Source organism: Streptomyces paludis, assembly GCF_003344965.1.
In the GTDB taxonomy this organism is placed as follows: Bacteria; Actinomycetota; Actinomycetes; order Streptomycetales; family Streptomycetaceae; genus Streptomyces; species Streptomyces paludis.
Window position 1 is genome coordinate 3,074,430 of record NZ_CP031194.1, and the last position, 17,510, is coordinate 3,091,939.

The window sequence follows — 17,510 nt, forward strand, 5'->3', positions numbered from 1 at the left end:
GCGAGACAGACCGGACAGAACACCCAAGACCTGCCCAACGGAGCGGGGCGGACGCGGGACCGGAACGTCGTGCTCGGTCAGGCGCGTGGGCGGAGGCGGGGTTGGGGGGCGTGGGCCGCGCCGTCCGGGGTGACCCGGGCCGCGTTCGCCGCTGAGGTGCCGTGTGTCCAGCCGTCGAGGTCGGTGGCCGCGCGGACGCGGGTGGCGACGGTCTTCGGGAACATCCGGTCCGTACGGCCGGCCACGGCCGTCTCGCGGGCGGCCAGTACGGGCAGCAGGCCCGGGTGGTCCGCGGTCGCGTCGTGCGACTGCCGCCGCGTGGCCAGCGCGAGCCGTTCGCCCAGGCGGTGGGCGTACGCCAGCAGGAACGACTGGCGGAAGGTCTTGGTCCGTCTGCGCCCGCCCGCGCGCTGCTCCGCCTCCGCGCGGGTCATCGCGGACATGCCCTGGACCAGCAGCGACGTGTACAGCAGCTCGGTACCCGCCAGGTCCGGCTCGAAGCCGACGACCACCGAGAAGCCGTACGTGTCGTGCCACACCGAGCGGCAGCGGTTCGCCGAGGCGACGGCGTCGAGCAGGATCGCCTTGGCCGTCTCGTACGGCGCGTCCACGCCGATCCGGCACGCGCCGGGCACATCGCCCCGCCGCGTACGCTCGGCGAGCACCGCCTCGTCGATGCTGTGCCGCGCCATCAGCTCCTGCGCCTTGGCGGTGAGCGCCTCCGCCTCCGGCGGATAGCTCGTCGCCTCCGCCTTCGCCAGCAGCGCCCGGATCCGGGTGAGCATGCGCGGCTCGCCGTCCTCGGGGAGCGGCAGCAGCTCCGCGCCGGGCAGGGGGCCGACCGGCTCGATCGCGGGCAGCCGGGCGAGCAGCAGATACAGCTCCAGCACGGCGGTCGCGTACGAGAAACGGTCGGCCCGGTACGGCTTCTCCCCAGCACCGGCGGCCGTGCCGGCCCGCGCACCCGTGCCCGTCCCCGCCGCCGGGTCCGCGATCTCCGCCAGCTGCGCCGGCCACCGCGCCGGCAGCCGCTCGTAACGGCGTGTCTCCCCGGCTATCAGCCCCGCCAGCAGCCGTACGTGCGGATCGCGCAGGTCCCGGCGGACGAGCCGGACCACATCGGCCGGCTGCCAGCCGCGCTCCCAGGCCAGCCGCACCAACCGCTCGCCGTGCCGCCGCAGTTCGTCGTCGGCCGACGGGTCGGCGGCGAGGAGGGAGGCACCGGTGTCGGTGGACTCCCCGCCCAGCACGGAGGCGAGCGCCCGCTCCACGGTCCCGCTCATGCCACGCCCCGCACACGGTCACGTACACGCACACCCGCACGTACACGGTCACCCACACGTACACCCACACGTTCGCACTTCATGCACCCGATGATCCCAGGTGCGGGCCCACACCCCCCAACTTGTCCACAGGCTGTGGATTACCGTGGGCGTTCGCGAGACCCGAACCTGCGAGGGGAACAGGAATCCATGGGCGAGAACAAGCGGCGGATGCTGGCGGGCGAGTGGTACGTCCCGGACGACGAGGAACTCACCGCGGACACCGAGAGCCGCTTCGCGCTCTGCGCGGCGTACAACGCGAACGGCGGCGCCGCGCCCGCCGACCGGGACAAGATCCTCGCGGAGCTGCTGGGTTCGGTGGGCGAGGGGGTCTGGATCCGGCCACCCTTCCAGTGCGACTACGGCGCCCTCATCAGCATCGGCGCCCGTACGTTCGTCAACTTCAACGCGGTCTTCCTCGACGCGGCGCCGATCACCATCGGCGCCGACGTCCAGATCGGGCCGAACGTCCAGCTCCTCACCCCCACCCACGAACTCGACGCGGAGCGCCGCCGCGCGGGGTGGGAGCGGGCCTCGCCGGTGACGATCGGCGACAACGTCTGGCTGGGCGGCGGCGTGATCGTCTGCCCGGGCGTCACCATCGGCGCGAACACGGTGGTCGGCGCGGGATCGGTGGTGACGAAGGATCTCCCGCCGGGCGTCCTGGCGGTGGGGAACCCGGCGCGGGTGATCCGTCAGCTGGAGGACTGACGGGCTGACGGGCTGGCCGACTGACGGCGATCGTCAGCCGGCGGGCTGACCGGGGGCGAACTCGCACCACACCACCTTCCCCCGGCGCCGCCCCGCGTGATCGCCCCAGTCCGCCGCCAGGGCCGTGACCAGCAGCAGACCGCGCCCCTCCTCCGCCTCGGCGGCGGTCTCCGCGTCGACCGCCTCGATGCCCGTGGGCCACCTGGGCGGCGTACGGGACGGATCGGCGACCTCGACGCGCAGCCGGTCGCCGGCCCGCAGGAGCGTGAGCGAGACCGGGCCGCGGGTGCAGCCGCAGAGGCAGACCCCGTGCCGCACCGCGTTGGTGACGAGTTCGCTGACCGCCAGCTCGACGGCCGCGGCCAGCTCACCGTCCACCCGGCGGAGTTCGAGGACCTCGCGGGTGTGGTGGCGGGCCCGGGGGGCCGCCTCCGGCCGGTGCGGCAGCGGGATCCTGGTGAGGGGCAGCCAGGACCCCCGACCGGGGTCGTAGATGTCGTGCGCAAGTCCACTGTCAGTGAGCATCGTTACTCTCGGACATCAATAGGTCACCGAAAGCAACCCATGGTGCCCGAGAGGAGCGTTGTCGTGCCACATCCCCGATCCCGGGCCCTGTCGGATCGGCCCGATCCGGCGGATCCGCCACGCCGGACGGCCGGTCGCGCGGGCCGCGCAGAATCCGCCGATTCAGGGCGTGATCACCAGTTTTCCCTTCGCGTGCCCGGCTTCGCTCGTCTCCTGGGCCGCCGCCGCCTCCGCGAGCGGGAACGTCCGTGCGATCTGTACCCGAAGGGTGCCGGCCGCCGCCAGCCGGGCGTTCTCGGCGAGATCCGCGCGCATCTTCTCCGGTGGCGTACCGCCCGAGGAGAAGGTCACGCCCAGCTCCTGGGCGGCCATGTCGGCGATGGTGACGACGCGGTCCGTGGTGCCCCCGCGCAGCTCGATCGAGTCGGGCAGCGCGCCCTTGCCCGCCGTGTCGAAGACGGCGTCCACACCCTGGGGCGCGACGGCCCGTACGCGCGCGACGAGCCCGTCGCCGTACGCCACCGGGACGGCCCCGAGGGAGCGCACGAACGCGTGGCCGGCGGGCGAGGCCGTGCCGATCACGGTCGCGCCGCGCGCCACGGCGAGCTGCGCGGCCATCGCGCCGACGGAGCCCGCCGCGCCGTGCAGCAGCAGGGTCTCGCCGTCCCGTACGCCGAGCGCGTCGAGCACCCGTACGGCGGTCTCCCCGGCGACCGGCAGCGCCGCGGCCTCCGCCCAGCCGAGGCCGGCCGGCTTGACGGTGACGTTCTTGGCCAGCGCGTACTGGGCGTACGCGCCGGTGGCGGACCAGCCGAGCACCTCGTCGCCGACGGCCAGGTCGGTCACACCCTCACCGACCTCGTCCACGACACCGGCGAACTCCGTGCCGGGCACGGCGGGCAGCGGCGTCGGGAACGCCTGCTCCATCCACCCCCGGCGGATCTTCCAGTCGATCGGGTTGACGCCCGCCGCCCGCACGGCCACCCGTACCTGGCCGGGGCCCGGGTGCGGCTCGGGGGTCTCCTCGGGCCGCAGAACCTCGGGCCCGCCGAACTTCTCGAAAACGATCGCGCGCATTGCAGCCTCCATGGCCGGTCCGGTGATGCGGGTGGTGCGGGTGAGGTGGGCGGTGCGGCGGGGGTCCGTGCCATCAGCACGTACCTCGTGCCCGCCGCTCATGCCACTTCGGAACGATCTTGCCGGTGCCCAGCCGCACGCGCCTCACCCATGGCTCCACCTGTCCGAAAAGAATCAGCCCCGTCACTGTCAGACCCCACTGCGAGACTCGGATACATGACCGAACGATGGGCGCTGGCCCCGGTGGAGGGCGACGGGGCCCTGCTGGCTCCGCTGGGCGCGGACGGGCTGCCGTCCGGGCCCGTGGTGCGGGCTCCGGATCTGGTCACGGCGGTCCGGGAGCGGGCGCCGGACGTCGGCCGGTGGGTGTGGCGGTCGACCTCGGAGGTGTATCCGCGGCTGCTGGCGGCGGGGGTGCGGATCGAGCGGTGTTACGACATCGAGGCGAGCGAGCTGCTGCTGCTCGGCCACGAAGGGCGCCTCGGCGAGCCGCGCTCGGCCGCCGCGGCGTGGGCCCGGCTGCGCGGAGCGCCGGTGCCGCCCGACCCGCCGCCGCGCGCGGCGATGCCCGGCTCGCAGTCCTCGCTCTTCGAGCCGCACGCGGGGGCCGGACTGCCGTTCGAGGCACTGCTGGAGGTGTACGCGGAGCAGGAGCGCCGCCATGACACCGCCGAGCACCCCGGCCGGCTGCGGCTGCTCACCGCGTCCGAGTCGGCGGGGATGCTGGTGGCCGCCGAGATGCACCGGTCGGGGCTGCCCTGGCGGGCGGACACCCACCGGGAGGTGCTGCACGAGCTGCTCGGCGAGCGGTACGCGGGCGGCGGCGAGCCGCGCCGGCTGGCCGAGCTGGCGGACGAGGTGTCGGCGGCGTTCGGGCGCCGGGTGCGGCCGGATCTGCCGGCGGACGTCATCAAGGCGTTCGCCGGGGCCGGCATCAGGGTGAAGTCGACCCGGCGCTGGGAGCTGGCGGAGATCGACCATCCGGCGGTGGAACCGCTGATCGCGTACAAGAAGCTGTACCGGATCTGGACGGCGCACGGCTGGGGCTGGCTCCAGGACTGGGTACGGGCGGGCCGCTTCCGGCCCGAGTATCTGCCGGGCGGTACGGTCTCCGGCCGCTGGACGACGAACGGCGGCGGGGCCCTCCAGATCCCCCGGGTGATCCGGCGCGCGGTCGTCGCCGACGAGGGCTGGCGGCTGGTGGTGGCCGACGCCGACCAGCTGGAGCCGCGCGTGCTGGCCGCGATCTCCCGCGACCCCGGGCTGATGGAGGTCGCGGGACACGACGGCGATCTGTACACCGCCCTCTCCGACCGCGCCTTCTCCGGCGACCGCGACCACGCGAAACTCGCGCTCCTCGGCGCGATCTACGGGCAGACCTCCGGCGACGGCCTGAAGAACCTGGCAGCGCTGCGCCGGAGGTTCCCGCTGGCCATCGCGTACGTGGACGACGCGGCGCGGGCGGGCGAGGAGGGCCGGCTCGTACGGACCTGGCTGGGCCGGACGAGCCCGCGCGCGGCGGGCGCGGAGGACGCCGACGAGGCGGGCATCCCCCAGGAACCGGGACCCGGGCCCGACCCCGGGGCAACGGCGGGGTCGGGGACGGGGTTCGGGTACGGGGCGGAGTCGGCCGACCGGGCGCGCGGCAGGTTCACCCGTAACTTCGTCGTCCAGGGCAGCGCGGCCGACTGGGCGCTGCTGATGCTGGCGGCGCTGCGGCGCGCGACCGCCGGGCTCCGGGCCGAGCTGGTCTTCTTCCAGCACGACGAGGTGATCGTGCACTGCCCGGCGGAGGAGGCCGAGGAGGTGGCGCGGGCGATCGCGGTGGCCGGGGAGCTGGCCGGCCGGATCACCTTCGGGGAGACGCCGGTGCGCTTCCCGTTCACGACGGCGACGGTGGAGCGGTACTCGGACGCGAAGTGAGCGTGAGCGAGCGGCGCCGGACGAGACCCGGACGGCCCTCCACCGGCCGTCCGCTACCGCGAGCAGCCCCTACCGCCCCGTCCACTCCTCGCTGGTCGCGATCGCCGCGAGCTGCTCCATCGTCAGCGCGGGCTCGGGACGGCTGGGCGGGCTGAGCTGGTCACCGGCGTTGAAGGCGGAGACGACGACCCGGAGCCCGTCGACCGTGAGCGTGTCCACGGTCCACATCACCGCGCCCGCCACGTCCTTGTCACCGCCCGAAGCCTGCTCCCTGAGCAGCGTCCCGTTCGGCAGGGTGGTGGGGTCGCTGCCGAAGAGCGCGCCCCGCAGATCCCCGCTCCCGGGCTGCACATTGATCTGGACGAGGCTGCGGCCCTTGCCGTCGTCGACCACGAGGTACCCGTAATCGCCCTCCTGTCCGCCCCTGTCCACCACCTCCAGCCCGGCGGGCAGCAGCAGGCGCATGACCTTGGCCGCGTCCACCGCGCTCTCCGGAGCGCCGCTCCCCGTACCGTCCGGCGACGGCGCGGGCAGGGTGTCCAGATGCCCGTGCCAGAGGTCGGAGGTGACCAGCGCCCGCAGCCGTGCCGGATCCAGCGGCGGATCGGTACGGGACACGGCAGCGCCCTTCTCGGCCGGGGCGTTGTACTCGTTCGCCTCGATCACATGGCCGTCGACCGTCCGTAGCACGGCCCGCCATACCTTGGTCTTCTCGCGCAGGTCCGCGTACACGTTCCCCTGGAAGACCATGAGCACGCCGCCGCCGTCGGACAGCTTCGTACTGGTGCAGCTGGAGTTCGGCAGGTGGAGGCTGTCGGGGCAGTTCGCCTCGTCCCCCCTGAGGAAGGCACCGGACGCGGGCGCGAGCGCGACGGAGACTTCCGCGGCGCCCTTCCCGTCGTCGAAGACACCCCGCACCAGCAGCTCGGGGCCCTTGCTCACCTGGACCCCGGCCAGTTTCCCGGCCGGGAGCAGCGTGGCGAGGGTCGCGGCCAGGTCGTCGCCGGGCACCGCCTGCGGGCCGGTGGTCAGCCCCGCGCTCTCGTCCGCGCCCATAGACACGGAGTGCGTACCGGCACCGCCCAGCAGCCCGCTGCCGTATCCACCGCCCAGCCCCACCGCGACCAGGGCGAACGCACCCCCCGCCGCCACGGCCGTACGCCGTCGGGCGCGCCGGCGGCGGCCGCGCGCGACACCGGCGTCGACCAGCGCGGGCCGGTCCACCGGGGCGAAGCCGCCCCCGGCGCGGCGGAGCACCTCGCCGAGTTCGTACTCGAACCGCTCTTCGAGGGTCTGGTCAGAGGGAGTGTCCGAGGGCATGGTTCGACCCCGCTTCCTGCTTGGCTACCGGAAAGAATCGGATTCTGAGAGGGCGAAACGCGCCGGGAGGTGGCGTCAGTGGTCGGCCAACTCCGTGAATCTGCCGCCCAGTTCCTGCCGCAGCTTCGCGAGCGCCCGCACCGATCGGGTGCGTACGGCGGCGGAGCTGGAGTTCATCGCGTCGGCGGTCTCCTCGATGCTGCGGTCCTCCCAGTACCGGAGCACCACCACCGCGCGGTCCTTGGCCGTGAGCCGGCCGAGCGCGTCGAGGAGCGCGACCCGCAGCGCGGGATCGTCGGCCGCGTCCCCCACCGCGTCGGGGAGCACGCCCAGGGGCCGTTCGGTGGCGGAGCGACGGCGCTGATGGGTGAGGAAGGCACGGACAAGGACGGTCTGCGCGTATCCGGCCGGATTGTCGATTCTGGCGATCCGGCCCCACCGCGCGTACATCCGGCCGAGTGTCTCCTGCACCAGGTCCTCGGCGAGATGGGTATCGCCGCTGGTCAGCAGACACGCGGAGCGGAAGAGATGGTGCGTACGGCCGACCGCGAACTCTTTGAAATCATCCTCTCGGGATGATCTCTCCCCCGTTCGGCCCGTACGCACCGCCCAGACCGTGCGCCGCATCGATCCCCCGATCCCCCGTCGGCACGCGGTCCTTGCCCCCGCCTTCCACCCCTTTGACGCGATGACCCGGCGGAAATGTTTCAGACCAATTCTCAGGAACCGGCGAACCGCCCCTGAACTGCCCTTTCTTTTTCGTTACTTGAGATAGACGAGGGCGTCCGTGGTGACCGCGGGCCGGTCCTTGGTGCCGACCACGACGATCTTGAGCGTGTGCGCGGCGGAGGCCGACCAGGTCTGGGTGAAGATCGCGTCCCGGTACTTGGTGGTGGCCGACTTCAGATCGACGGTCGAGACCTTCTTGCCGTCGAGGTAGATGTCCGCCTGTCCGGAGGTCGCGGCCCGGGAGACCACCCAGGAGACCGAGCGGCCGGTGAACTTCCAGGTCAGGGACGCCTGCTTGGAGGAGCTGGTCAGGGACTTGCCGCCCAGGTAGCTGCCGGAGGACTTGGCGGTCCAGGTGCCCGTCCGTACCGCCGCCGTCTCCTGGAGGATGACCGGCGTACCGGACACCGACGCGGCGGCGGTGTTGCCCGCCTGGTCGTACGCCGTCATCGACCACTTCGTCGCGACGCCCGACGCGGCGGTGTGGGCGGCGCTCGGGACGGCCGGCCCGTACGTCCTGGCGAGCGGCGCCGTCAGCCGTACGTCCTTGAGCGCGGCGCTGTCGGCGGCCCGCCAGCTCAGGGTGAGCGGGACGGCGGCGGTGTTGACCGTGCCGGTGCGCAGGGCGAGCGACGGCTTGACGGGGAACGTGGGGGCGGTGGTGTCGGCGACGACCGTCGTGTCGGTGGTACTGGCGGTGGCCTTCCCGGACTGGTGTACGGCGCGGACGGCCACGCGGTGGCTGCCGGGGGTGAGCGTCACCTTGGCCGAGGTGGCGGTGGCGGACGCCTTCGCGGCCACCTGGCCGTCGACCAGCACCTCGTGCGCGGTGAGCAGCGCGGCAGGGGTGGCCGTCGACCAGTTCACGGTGACGGCGCCCTTCGTGTAGTACGTCGTCCCGACCGCGCCCGCGCCCGTACTCGCGACCGCGCTCGCGCCGCCGAGCGAGGTGATCGCCGGGGCGGCCGGGGGACCCGCCGCCCAGGACCGTACGGTGGCGAGCCGGTCGTAGAACGCGTCGCCGGGGCACTGCGTGTTGTAGCCGTCGCGGTGTCCGTGGATCGCCGGGAGCGACCGCTTCGCGCCCTTGGCCCAGGACGCGCGGAAGAGGTTGGTGCCGGCCTCACCGGCGGTGAGGGTGGCGGTGGAGGCCGGGTCGACGCCGTACTGGCCGAGCTTCCAGGCGGCGATACGGGCGACCGAGACCAGCGCGGCCTGCGAGGGCGCGGCGGTGGTGTACGTACCGAGGACGGAGATACCGGTCGTCTCGGAGTTGAAGCCGTAGGCGTGCGCGCCCTGGACGGGACGGTCGACACCGCCCTTGCGGCCCTCGTAGACCGTGCCGCACTTGTCGACCAGGAAGTTGTAGCCGACGTCCTTCCAGCCCAGGGTCTTCACGTGGTACGTGTAGATGCCACGCACCACGGCGGGGGCCTGAGCGCAGGTGTAGTCGTTGCTCTCGGCGGTGTGGTGGACGACGACCGCCTTGACCTTGCCGCCGGGCAGATAGCCGGGCTCCTCGGGGCTGATCGACTCGTCGGCGCCCCAGCCGGCGCGCGAGGTGATCGCCGGGCGCGGCGCGGTGGACGGCGGTCCCGCCGGTACGGATACGGTCGGGCTCGGCGAGCCGGCGACCGGGGACGACGTGGCGGGCGCCGGGGTGGCACTGCCGCTTCCGGTGCCGGCGCTCGCGCCCGTACCCGAGGAGGGCGCGGGGGAGGTGGAGCCGGCCGTGGGGGCGTCGCTCGCGGTGGGCTCGCCAGTCGAGGACCCGGAGCCGTCGCCCGGGTCGGCCTCGGGGGCTGTGCCGGGGTCGGGGTCGGGGGACTGGGTGTCCGCGGGCGCGTCGGGGTCGCCGGGGGCGGGCTCGGTGGAGGGCTCGTCGGCGGCGAAGGCGACGGTGTCCAGGGCGAGATCGGCGCGGCTGCCGGCGCGGCTGTCCGCACTGCCGTACGCGCGGCTGCCGCTGCCGGCGGCGCTGCGGCCACCGTCGGCGCCGCCGGCGCCACTGACGCCGCTGGCCTTGTTACGACTGCCGCTGCCGGCCCCGGCAGCCCCGGCGGCCCCGCCGTCCGGGTCGATCATGGCGAGGCTGAGGCCGGCGGGCAGCCGCCGCGAGGCCGTCCCGTCGCCCGCGACGACCCGTACCTCCACCCCGTCCGAGGGCCCCACCCAGGCGGGTTCCGTACCGCCGCGCCCGGCGGTCTCCTCGCCCTGCCCGCTGTCACCGTCGAGCGCCAGCCAGCGGGACCAGGCCCCGGAACCGACCGCGCGCGTACGGGCCTCGATCCGGCCGGTCACCCGGACATCCGGATCGTCCCAGGTGACGCCCAGCATGCTGAACCGCTCGGTGTCCCGCCGGGGCAGCACCGCGCCCCGGCCGTCGTCCCGGGCATCGAGCCCGGCCGACCTGACGTCCACCTCGACGGGCCCGGCCCCTTTGGCACCACCGGCGCGGGCCCCCTCACTCCCCGTACCGCCACCGGGCAGCCCCTGAACGACGAGCACCCCCGTCACCCCGACCGCCGTTATCCCGGCAGCACCGAACCAGACACGACGTGCGACCACGCCGTCCTCCCCCCGTTGGACCCGCGGCGACCACGGAACGGCGGCGACACGCCGCGCTCACGACCGCGAAAGCAGCGCTATTTTCACACAACTCCCCAGCCGTCCCTTCCCTGGCGCCACTCCCCGTCGTCCCTCGCGGTACGGGAATGCTGTGCTCCCTCATCCAGCGGACCGCGTTCGGTGAAGTAGCGGCCCTGGACTGCGACTAAACACCCGGCAACTGCCACAGGGACGACCAGAGCCGTAGCCGGAGGGGTCGTAGCCGTTCTTGGAAGGCGCCGTGGAGGCAGAAGACAGTCACAGCATCGCCGTACGTCACCATCCCGGCACCCTCCGCTACCGTACTCTCGTGACTGGCTTGCAAGCTGCGCTCTGGGGACTACTGGGAAGCGGCGTCGCCGAAGCTCTGAGTATCTCCAGATCCATGCATCCGAGCGGCCCGCACCGGATGTGGCGCTGGCCATGGGACAGCAAGGCCGACCGGCCGATGATGCTGGTGGCGATCGGGCTGCGGCTGTTCGCAGGGTGTGGGCTCGCGGCGGCCCTGTGGGCGTCCGGGTATCTCAATAGCGAGACCGCCGCGCTGGCCGCAGGGGTCGCCACACCGCTCATCGTTGCAAGGCTGTTCCAGTTCCTTCCGTTGCACGACGAAAATTCTGCGGTCGGTGAGTCCGTGCGACCCGCCACGCTCAATGGTGACGCTCTGTCGACAGACGGGAGGTCCGATGCCACACGCTGACAGCCGAGTTGGGAGATTGATCCGGGCGCTGGCAGCAGAGCCGCCGCCCGCAAAAGTCGAGGAGCGGGTTGCGGGGCGGCTCGTGCTGGCGCTGGGAGCAAGGTCGTTGCCTCCACGGGCCGTCCCCGAACGGCCTCGTCGCCCGCTTCCGGAACCCGGCCTTGCCGTCGGCCGGTTCTCCGGGTTCCTGACCTCTCTCGCCGTAGTACTGACCTGCCTCACGGCAACCGTCGCGCAGGGAATGCTGCCCGTGCCGTGGGCTCCCAAGAGGCCGGGGAAGGAGGTCGCGATCGAGCAGTGGCGACTGGTAGACAACGGGCGGCTCTGGACCGACCTAGGCACCGATGCACTGACCTTCTCGCCGAAGGACGGTCATCTGCTGATGACCATTTCCGCCAAGGGCGTGGACAGTTGGGATGTAGCGAATCCAGAGCACCCTGAACGGGTCGGCCTGGGAGAACACGGCGTGAAGAGCCGAGCGCTCCTGGGGGTCAGCCCCGACGGCCTGACACTCGTGGTCGTTGACGGCCAAAGTGTCCTCGGCCTGCGGACCGACAACGGGCAACGAGTCTGGTCGATCACCAATCCGCACACCAAAGTGAAAGCAATCCACGTAAGCCAGTACAGCGTGATGTTCGCGGTATCCGACGCGACCCGCTCCACCCAGTTGCAGAGCGTCTCTCCCGGCGAAACCGACGGCACCCGAACCACAGCAAAGGGGCGAATTCCGCTGGACGCCCGTGCGGCCCAGTTCTCTCCGGATGGAAAGACCCTGGCCATCGCCACTGACGACGGTGCTCTGCACCTCTGGGACACCTCCTCCTCCAGCGGCCCGCGCCGCACGGGCCCGCCGTTCCCGGCGGAGAACAAGCGGACAACGGCCCTCGCCTTCAGCGCGGACGGCCGTCTTCTCGCGACAGTCGACGCGGATCACGTCGCACGGTTGTGGGACGTAGAGAATCCGGAACGCCCCCAGCCCCTCGGTAGCCCCCTGGCCTCGAACGTGCCCGTAACCGCCATTGCGTTCAGCCGTGATCCCCGCCTCGTCGCGACCGTCGGAACCGACCGCACCGCCTACCTCTGGCGACGGAATTGATGTTCAGCGGTGCCTCGCCGACGTACTCCTTCTCCCTCACCCAGGCATCCCCCTGGTACGCCCACGGCCTCCAGCTCGGCGCGTCCTACCGAAGCGACCTCGTCAACAGTGCGAGCAAGGGCAACGCACCACCCCGATCACCGCGGTTTACCCGCATCAACCCAAACATCCAACTGCAGCCAGCAGAGCAACCATTAGGCGCGTCTTGGGCCTGCGCCGCTACCTCCGCTTCGTCGCCACGGGCCACTGACCGCCCGCCGATTAGGGCACGGCAGGTCAGTAGCTCACCGGCAGAGCGACCAGCCCGCGGGCGCGCATCGACGGGCGCCACTTCAGCTCACCCGGCGCGGCGTCGAGGGTCAGTCGCGGGAAGCGGTCGAGGAGGGCGGTGAGGGCGGTCTCCGTTTCCATACGGGCCAGGGGCGCGCCGAGGCAGTAGTGGATTCCGTGGCCGAGGGCGAGGTGGCCGGACGCGTCGCGGCCTATGTCGAGCCGGTCGGGATCGGTGAAGCGGCGCGGGTCGCGGTGGGCGGCGGCCAGGGACAGCAGGACGGTCTCGCCGGCCGGGATGCCGACCCCGCCGACCGTGATGTCTTCGGTGGGGAAGCGGCGTATGGCCAGGGGCACGGGCCCGTCGTAACGGGCAAGCTCCTCGACGGCGGGTCCCAGTGCGCCGGGATCGGCGCGGAGCGCGGCCAGTTGGTCGGGGTGGCTGAGCAGGGCCAGGGTGGCGTTGCCGATCAGGTGGACGGTGTTCTCGTATCCGGCGAAGAGGATGAGGAAGGCCAGGGACATGAGTTCGTCCTCGGTCAGCCGGTCCTCGTCGTCGCGTACGGAGATCAGCTCGGAGAGCAGATCGTCGGCGGGGACCGCCCGCTTGGCCGCGAGGAGCCCGGTGAAGAAGCCGAGCATGGACCGTACGGCCGCCTTCGTCTTCTCCGGCCGGGCCGGGTCCGGGGCCACCAGCGCGTCGGTCCAGGACCGGAAGTCCCGCCGGTCGTCCGGGGCCACGCCGAGCAGATCGCAGATGACGGCGATCGGCAGCGGCGCGGCGTACGAGGCGATGAGATCGGCGCGGCCGAGCGGCGCGATGGTGTCGAGCAGCGCGTCGGCGGTCTTCCTGACGGGTTCCCGCAGGAGTTCGACACGGCGCGGGGTGAACGCCTTGGACACCAGGCGCCGGATACGGGTGTGGTCCGGCGGGTCCATGTTGAGCAGGTTGGCGTCCAGCGCCGGCGGCAGCGAGAGTCCGTGGTAGCCACCCGGCTTCGCGTTGCGCTTGTCGAGGGAGAGCCGGGGATCGGCGATGGCCTGGCGTACATCGTCGTAGCGTGTGACCAGCCACGCGGGGAGCCCGTCCGTTCCGGTGATGCGGTGGACGGGCCCCGCCTCGCGCAGCCGCGCGTACGCCTCGTACGGGTTCGCGATGAGCTGCGCGGGGTCAACTGGGTTCTGTTCAGCGGGTGTTGAGGTCGGCATGGCCTCCACCCTAGACAGGCGGACGGCGGACGGCGGGTGGCGGGCGGTGTGGCTCAGGAGCCGGTCGGCGCGGGCGCGGGTGTCGCCGGGACCGGCTTGCCGAGCATGGCGCACACCGCGGCGTTCATCAGGGCCTGCTGGGCGGCGCGGGGCTTCGGTGAGGCGATACCGAAGATCGTGGTGGTGTAGACCGAGACCGTACGGCGGCCGGCGGCGTCGGTGTAGTTCTCGCTGGAGTAGCCGGGGACCTCGCCGTTGTGGCCCCAGACGGTGCCGCAGGGGGTGGCCACCTCCTCCAGACCGAGCCCGTAACGGCGGTTCGGGAACTCGGCCTCCTCTGCGCGGGTGGTACGCATCTCCTTCATCAGCGCGGGCGGCAGCAGCTTGCCGGACATCAGCGCGCCGGTGACGGTGGCCCACTCCCGCGCGGTGGAGACAGCGCCACCGGCGGCCCCCGTCGTACTGGGGTTGATCCAGGTGGTCTCGACGTGTCCCTCGGGCTTGGCCGGGCCGCTGAACGCGGTCCCGGCGGGCACGCCCGGGGGGAGCAGGCCGACGAGGCGGGCGGCGTCCGGTTCGTAGCCGGGGGCGAGTGCGGGATTCGTCGACTTGTCGGCGGCGTTTCCGGCGCCGGTGACCAGATAGGTGTTCTTCAGCTGGAGCGGACCGGCGATCTGCCGCTGGACCAGGTCCTCCAGGGGCTGTCCGGTCGCCTTCTCCGCGATCAGGCCGAGCGCCGCGTAGTTGGTGTTGCTGTAGGCGTAGTCCGTGCCGGGCGCGAACATCGCCTCGTGCCGGACACCGGCGGCGACCTGTTCCTCGGGCGTCCAGACCTTGGTGTCCTGGCCGATGAACGCCTGGAACACATCCGGGTCGAAGAGGTAGTTGAACAGCCCGCTGGTGTGGTTGAGCAGCATCCGTACGGTGATCTCGGAGCCGCCCGGGATCATGCCGGGCAGCCACGCGTCGACCGGATCGCTCAGCTTGAGCTTGTTGTCGGCGACCAGTTGGAGGACCACGGTGGCGACCATCGTCTTGGTGTTGGAGCCCATCCGGAACTTGTCGCTCGCGGTGAGCGCGTGGTCGGCCTTGGTCCAGGGCGCCTGCCGGGTGATCTCGACCGGCTTCCCGCTGCCGTCGTCGACCCGGACGATCGTCCCGGGGGCACCGGCGTCCACGACCTGCTGGGCCAGCTCGGCCAGCCGGGCCCGCGGGGACGCGGCGGCATCGGAGGATACGGCCGCGCCGGAGGATGTGGCCGATGTGGAGACGGCCGAGTCCCTGCCCGACTCCTCCGCCTCCGCCGCGTCGCACGCGGTGAGGGCGCCGGTCAGCGCCACGGCCACGAGAAGCGACATACCTGCCTGGCAGCGGTGGCGCGGGGACGGCTTGCGCGGGGACTGCTTGGTACGACCGGTCATGAGGGTCCTCCTGTACGAGAGGGCGTCGGTCCGGGGGCGTCCGACGCCTGCCCTCAGAGCCTCGCTGGGTCCGGGCCGCGGAACACGGGTGGTGACCCCCCGGAGGGGTGGAGAAAACCCCACTGCGCGCGCCCGGCCGGCCGGTCATGATCAACGTCCAACCACCGGTGCCGGAGGCCCGTTGCCCCGGCATCGATACGCTTCGGGGCGCGGGCAGCACGATGATGGAGCGTGATGACCGATCCCAGCGCGACGCGCCTCCCGAGCAGCCCTGCCACGGGCAGCCCAGCCCCGCGCCACGGTCCCGCCCGCCACGAAGCCCCGCGCCACGATCCCGCCCACCGCTCCGGGCCGGCCCTGCGGATGAGCCTGCTGGGCGGGTCGCTGGTGCTGCTGCTGGCCTCGGCCGCGGGCGCCGCCCTGGCCACGCTCTGGATCACCTCGCTGTCGGTCGCCGCGATCGGCGTCGGGATCCCGCTGACCCTGCTCGCGACCGTACTGATCCGCTGGTTCGCCGATCTGCACCGCCAGTGGGCCGCCGACCGGCTCGGCGAACCGGTGGCCCGGCCCTATCTGCCGCCGCCCGACGCCGGGTGGCCGGCGCGGCTGTGGACGATCGCGCGCGACCCGGCGAGCTGGCGTGACTGGGCCTGGCTGCTGGCCAACTCGGTCACCATGTGGTTCACGTACGGGCTGTCGCTCCTCCTCTTCCTCAGCGGCGTCTTCTATCTGATCTACCCGCTCCTCTACCGACTGACCCCGCCCCAGGTGTTCCGCACCCCCCTGGGCAACGGCTTCCGCCTGGAGAGCGTCCAGGAGTCGTTCGCGCTGGTGCCGCTCGGCCCGGTGTTCCTCCTGCTCTGGTACGTCACCGCCGTACGCCTGGCGAACCTGAACGCCCGAGTGATCCGCTCCCTGCTCGGCCCCACCGAGCAGGCGCGACTGCGCTCGCGCGTACGGGAGTTGGCGGACTCGCGGGCCGAGACCGTCGACGCCAAGGCCAGTGAACTGCGCCGGATCGAACGGGATCTGCACGACGGCGCGCAGGCCCGTCTGGTGTCGCTCGGTATGAGCCTGGGCCTGGCCGAGCAGCTGCTGCCCAACGACCCGCGGGCCGTCCAGCGACTGCTGGCCGAGGCGCGGGAGTCGACCGCCGACGCGCTGACCGAACTGCGCGACCTGGTACGCGGCATCCATCCGCCGGTCCTGGCGGACCGCGGCCTGGACGGCGCGCTGAAGGCCCTGGCCCTGGTCAACCCCATTCCGACTACGGTGGTGACCCATCTGCCGGGACGGCTGCCCGCACCGGTCGAGTCCGCGGCGTACTTCGCCGTCGCCGAGGCCCTGTCGAACGCCATCAAGCACGCCGGTCCCCAACACATCAGGATCGAGGCGGAGTTCACCCCCCATCCGGCCCGCGAGGCGGGGGAACTGACGATGCGGGTGTACGACGACGGCCACGGCGGCGCCACCATGGACGCCGACACCCCCACCCCCGCCACCACCCCCACCGGCACCGGCCTGCGCGGCATCGCCCGCCGCCTGGCCGCCTTCGACGGCACCCTGACCGTCGACAGCCCGCCCGGCGGCCCCACCGAGATAAGGATGTCCCTGCCGTGCGCCTTGTCGTAGCCGAGGATCTCGCGCTGCTCCGCGAGGGCCTGATCAGGATCTTCCAGGCCAACGGCTTCGAGGTCGTGGCGGCCGTGGACAACGGCCCCTCCCTGCTCCGGGCCCTCACCACCCACCGCCCCGACGTCGCCATCGTCGACGTACGCCTCCCCCCGACCTTCACCGACGAGGGCCTGCGCGCCGCGATCACCGCCCGCGAACGGCTCCCCGGCCTGCCGGTCGTGGTGCTCTCGCAGTACGTGGAGCAGCTCTACGCACGCGAGTTGCTGTCGGACCGCGCCGGGGCGGTCGGCTATCTGCTGAAGGACCGGGTCATGGCCGTCGACCGCTTCGTCGCCAACGTCCGCGAGGTCGCCGCGGGCAGCACGATCATGGACCCGGAAGTCGTATCCGCCCTACTGACCCACCGCGGCGCCGACCCCCACCTCCTGGCACTGACCCCACGCGAGCGGGAGGTCCTCTCCCTGATGGCCGAGGGCCGCTCCAATGCCGCCATCGCCACCCGCATGTTCGTCACCGAGAAAACGGTCAGCAAGCACAGCTACAACATCTTCACCAAGCTCAACCTCGAACCGTCCGAGGACGACAACCGCCGAATCCTGGCCGTCCTCGCCTACCTGGAAGGCTGACCCACACACCCACCCAAAAGCAAAAGCCCCAGGTCACGGCGAGTGAGTCCTGAGGCTTCCACAGAGCCGCCTTCGGGATTCGAACCCGAGACCTACGCATTACGAGACCGTGAGCGATCGTGTTACGTGGTGCCTGGTCGTGCTGCCCAGTGATGTTCTGCCTGATCAGAGCATGTGCGACTGCTTGACCTGTGCTACCTCGTATTACGTCGTCCAAAGGCGTCCGGCCACCGGCTGGCCACCGGGAAGGGCACCGTCGGCGACAAGAAGCAGGTTCACCCAGGTTGTCGGCCTCCCACAGACCTCCTGCGATAACCCTGCCCTCCGAACGGATCGCTC

General features: G+C 72.2%; 14 protein-coding genes. 6 read left to right on the top strand and 8 right to left on the bottom strand.

What is annotated here, in order from left to right; genetic code table 11:
* Window positions 1-77 precede the first annotated feature (77 nt).
* Window positions 78-1,283 carry a DUF2786 domain-containing protein gene (locus DVK44_RS13500; RefSeq protein WP_114659907.1) on the bottom strand — a complete coding sequence of 402 codons (1,206 nt, stop codon included), beginning with the start codon at window positions 1,281-1,283 and terminating at the stop codon, window positions 78-80.
* A gap of 189 nt (window positions 1,284-1,472) precedes the next feature.
* Between DVK44_RS13500 and DVK44_RS13505 the strand changes: the two genes are divergently transcribed.
* Complete coding sequence (locus DVK44_RS13505; RefSeq protein ID WP_114659908.1) at window positions 1,473-2,033, top strand: sugar O-acetyltransferase; 561 nt, start codon at window positions 1,473-1,475, stop codon at window positions 2,031-2,033.
* Window positions 2,034-2,066: 33 nt separating this feature from the next.
* Here DVK44_RS13505 and DVK44_RS13510 read toward each other — a convergent pair whose 3' ends face one another.
* Window positions 2,067-2,558 (bottom strand): ATP-binding protein, encoded by a 492-nt coding sequence (locus tag DVK44_RS13510; RefSeq protein WP_114659909.1) that lies wholly within the window; start codon window positions 2,556-2,558, stop codon window positions 2,067-2,069.
* 162 nt (window positions 2,559-2,720) lie between these two features.
* Window positions 2,721-3,635, bottom strand: a complete 915-nt coding sequence (locus DVK44_RS13515) for an NADP-dependent oxidoreductase (protein ID WP_114659910.1) — start codon at window positions 3,633-3,635, stop codon at window positions 2,721-2,723.
* Window positions 3,636-3,851: 216 nt separating this feature from the next.
* Between DVK44_RS13515 and DVK44_RS13520 the strand changes: the two genes are divergently transcribed.
* Window positions 3,852-5,558 carry a bifunctional 3'-5' exonuclease/DNA polymerase gene (locus DVK44_RS13520; protein ID WP_114659911.1) on the top strand — a complete coding sequence of 569 codons (1,707 nt, stop codon included), beginning with the start codon at window positions 3,852-3,854 and terminating at the stop codon, window positions 5,556-5,558.
* Window positions 5,559-5,627: 69 nt separating this feature from the next.
* On the opposite strand, the gene DVK44_RS13525 is transcribed toward DVK44_RS13520, so the two are convergent.
* The 3 genes from DVK44_RS13525 to DVK44_RS13535 form a co-directional block, all read right to left on the bottom strand.
* A complete protein-coding gene (locus DVK44_RS13525; protein ID WP_114659912.1) occupies window positions 5,628-6,878 on the bottom strand; it encodes a hypothetical protein in 1,251 nt (416 codons plus the stop codon).
* Between the two features lie 75 nt (window positions 6,879-6,953).
* Window positions 6,954-7,484 (bottom strand): SigE family RNA polymerase sigma factor, encoded by a 531-nt coding sequence (locus tag DVK44_RS13530; RefSeq protein WP_228447117.1) that lies wholly within the window; start codon window positions 7,482-7,484, stop codon window positions 6,954-6,956.
* Between the two features lie 156 nt (window positions 7,485-7,640).
* A complete protein-coding gene (locus DVK44_RS13535) occupies window positions 7,641-9,944 on the bottom strand; it encodes an N-acetylmuramoyl-L-alanine amidase (RefSeq protein ID WP_228447614.1) in 2,304 nt (767 codons plus the stop codon).
* 511 nt (window positions 9,945-10,455) lie between these two features.
* On the opposite strand from DVK44_RS13535, the gene DVK44_RS36330 reads away from it, so the two are divergent.
* Together DVK44_RS36330 and DVK44_RS13540 are read left to right on the top strand one after the other, a co-directional pair.
* Window positions 10,456-10,914, top strand: a complete 459-nt coding sequence (locus tag DVK44_RS36330; RefSeq protein WP_162793818.1) for a hypothetical protein — start codon at window positions 10,456-10,458, stop codon at window positions 10,912-10,914.
* A gap of 16 nt (window positions 10,915-10,930) precedes the next feature.
* Window positions 10,931-12,010 (top strand): WD40 repeat domain-containing protein, encoded by a 1,080-nt coding sequence (locus DVK44_RS13540; protein WP_162793820.1) that lies wholly within the window; start codon window positions 10,931-10,933, stop codon window positions 12,008-12,010.
* A gap of 276 nt (window positions 12,011-12,286) precedes the next feature.
* Here the strand turns inward: DVK44_RS13540 and DVK44_RS13545 are convergent, their stop codons facing one another.
* Window positions 12,287-13,489: a cytochrome P450 family protein gene (locus DVK44_RS13545; protein ID WP_114665104.1), complete on the bottom strand. Its 1,203-nt coding sequence runs from the start codon at window positions 13,487-13,489 to the stop codon at window positions 12,287-12,289.
* A 53-nt stretch (window positions 13,490-13,542) separates the two neighbouring features.
* Window positions 13,543-14,910 carry a serine hydrolase domain-containing protein gene (locus DVK44_RS13550; protein WP_228447118.1) on the bottom strand — a complete coding sequence of 456 codons (1,368 nt, stop codon included), beginning with the start codon at window positions 14,908-14,910 and terminating at the stop codon, window positions 13,543-13,545.
* A 234-nt stretch (window positions 14,911-15,144) separates the two neighbouring features.
* On the opposite strand from DVK44_RS13550, the gene DVK44_RS13555 reads away from it, so the two are divergent.
* Together DVK44_RS13555 and DVK44_RS13560 are read left to right on the top strand one after the other, a co-directional pair.
* Window positions 15,145-16,542 carry a sensor histidine kinase gene (locus tag DVK44_RS13555; protein ID WP_114659916.1) on the top strand — a complete coding sequence of 466 codons (1,398 nt, stop codon included), beginning with the start codon at window positions 15,145-15,147 and terminating at the stop codon, window positions 16,540-16,542.
* On the top strand, window positions 16,527-17,171 hold the full coding sequence (locus tag DVK44_RS13560; RefSeq protein WP_114659917.1) for a LuxR C-terminal-related transcriptional regulator: 645 nt from the start codon (window positions 16,527-16,529) through the stop codon (window positions 17,169-17,171). The genes DVK44_RS13555 and DVK44_RS13560 overlap by 16 nt, the downstream gene beginning before the upstream one ends.
* Window positions 17,172-17,510: the final 339 nt, after the last annotated feature.